This is a genomic window from Actinosynnema sp., assembly GCF_052038725.1.
Map to the genome: position 1 here is coordinate 1 of NZ_JBQGCX010000086.1, position 2,020 is coordinate 2,020.

Annotated in this window: 1 protein-coding gene and 1 pseudogene; one reads left to right on the plus strand and one right to left on the minus strand. The window is 73.3% G+C overall.

Going from position 1 to position 2,020, the window contains the following annotated elements; translation table 11 throughout:
* Positions 1 to 8: 8 nt before the first annotated feature.
* Entirely contained in the window at positions 9 to 1,502 is a 1,494-nt protein-coding gene (locus ACTUAL_RS01690; protein ID WP_096491982.1) for a leucyl aminopeptidase, read from the minus strand.
* Between the two features lie 208 nt (positions 1,503 to 1,710).
* Between ACTUAL_RS01690 and ACTUAL_RS01695 the strand changes: the two are divergent.
* Positions 1,711 to 2,020: pseudogene (locus ACTUAL_RS01695) on the plus strand (amino acid permease); the annotation flags it as partial.

Sequence of the window (2,020 nt, forward strand, 5' to 3'; positions counted from 1 at the left end):
CCCGGAGGTCAGCCCTTGTCCGCGATGTCCGCGAGCAGCGCCGCGAGCGTCCGCACCGGGACGCCCGTGCCGCCCTTCGTGGTGTACCCGTGCGCGCCACCGGTGTGGTAGGCCGGGCCCGCGATGTCGATGTGCGCCCACTGCACGCCCTCGGCCACGAACTCCTTGAGGAAAAGGCCGGCCGACAGCATCCCGCCCCACCGGTGCCCGGTGACGTTCGCCAGGTCCGCCAGCCGCGAGTCCAGGTCGCCGCGCAGCTCCTCCGGCAGCGGCATCGCCCACGCCTGCTCGCCCACCGCGCGGCCCAGCTCGGCCACCCGGTCGCGCAGCTCGTCCGTGCCCATGACGCCCGAGGTGCGCTTGCCCAGCGCCACGACCTGCGCGCCGGTCAGCGTGGCCACGTCGATCAGGTAGTCCGGGCCGTCCTCGCACGCGCGGGTGATCGCGTCGGACAGGATCAACCGGCCCTCGGCGTCGGTGTTCAGCACCTCGACGGTCTTGCCGCCGTACATCTTCAGCACGTCGCCGGGCCGGTAGGCCGCGCCGGACGGCATGTTCTCCGCCATCGGCACCCACGCGGTGATGTCCAGCGGGTACTTCAGCTTCGCCGCGAGCACGACGGTGGCGACCACGGCCGCCGCGCCGCTCATGTCCGAGGTCATCTCGTCCATGCCGCCCGCGGGCTTGATGGAGATGCCGCCGGTGTCGAAGGTGATGCCCTTGCCGACCAGCGCGACCTTCTTGGTCGCCTTCGGGCCCTTGTAGGACAGCCGGACCAGGCGCGGCTGGCGGGTCGAGCCGCCGCCGACGCCGAGGATGCCGCCGAAGCCCTGCTTGCGCAGCGCCTTCTCGTCGAGCACCTCGGTCTCCACGCCCTCGGCCGAGGCCAGCGCGACGGCGCGCTCGGCGAACGAGGCCGGGTACAGGTCGTTCGGCGGGGTGTTGATCAGGTCGCGGGTGGCCGTGACGGCCTCGGCGATCGCGGTCGCGGCCTTGAGCGTGGCGTTGTGCGCGCGCTTCACGCCCTCGGCGGGCGGCACCAGGTCCAGCCTGGCGACCGGGCCCTCACCCTTGTCGGACTTGTACTCCTTGAAGGTGTACCCGCCCAGCAGAGCGCCCTCGACCGCGGCGGCCAGGTGCACGGACGACAGGGTGGTCACGGCGCGCTTCTTGCCGACCAGCGCGCGGGCCGCCGCGCCGGAGGCCTTGCGCACCTGCTCCTCGCTGACCTGGCCGTCCGCGCCGGGCTTGCCGAGGCCGACCGCGAGCACGATCGGGGCCTCCAGCCTGCCCATGGTCGGGATGGTCACGACCTCCTCGGTCTTGCCGGTCGCGCCCAGCGCGCCCAGCACCTCCAGCAGGGCGCCGTCGAAGGCGGTGTCGACGGGCGCGGCGGCCGGGATGAGCGCGAGCCCGTCGGGGCCCTGGAGGGTTCCCACCACGATGGCGTCAGAGGCGGTGGTCAGGTCACTGTCGGTGATGGACAGCTTCGGCGCGGTCAAGTTGCTGCTCCTCGTCGGGTTTCCTCCCGGCACTTACCAGGTGTGCTGCGGGAACGGGTGACGGACGCTGACGAATGCTAAAGGTCTTGCTCCGACCCGGCTGGGCGTGCCACAGCTGACTGCGTCGAGTAACAATTAACACGATCGTGCGTCAAGCGGGTGGCCGTTAGCGGCTGCCGGATCCATCTGCGACTGTGTCACGGTGACAGTGACGCACCGATCCGGGGCAGTGGTGCTGGTGCTGGGGGCCTCGCTCGGCGCGGGCGTCCTCGCCGGTTTCACCCCCGCCGCGGCGCTCGCCGGACCGCTCGCCCCGCTGGCGCTCCTGGTCGCGGGCATCGCCGCGCTCTGCTGCGCGACCGCCTCCGCCGCCGCGCCCGCCACCACCGGCCACCTGCACGTGCGCGCCCAGCTCGGCCCCTGGCCCGCCCGGATCACCGCCACCGCCAGGCTCACCTCGGCGGCCGGGGTCGGCGCGGCCGTCGCCCACGCCGTCGCCGCCACCGCCGCCCCGCAGC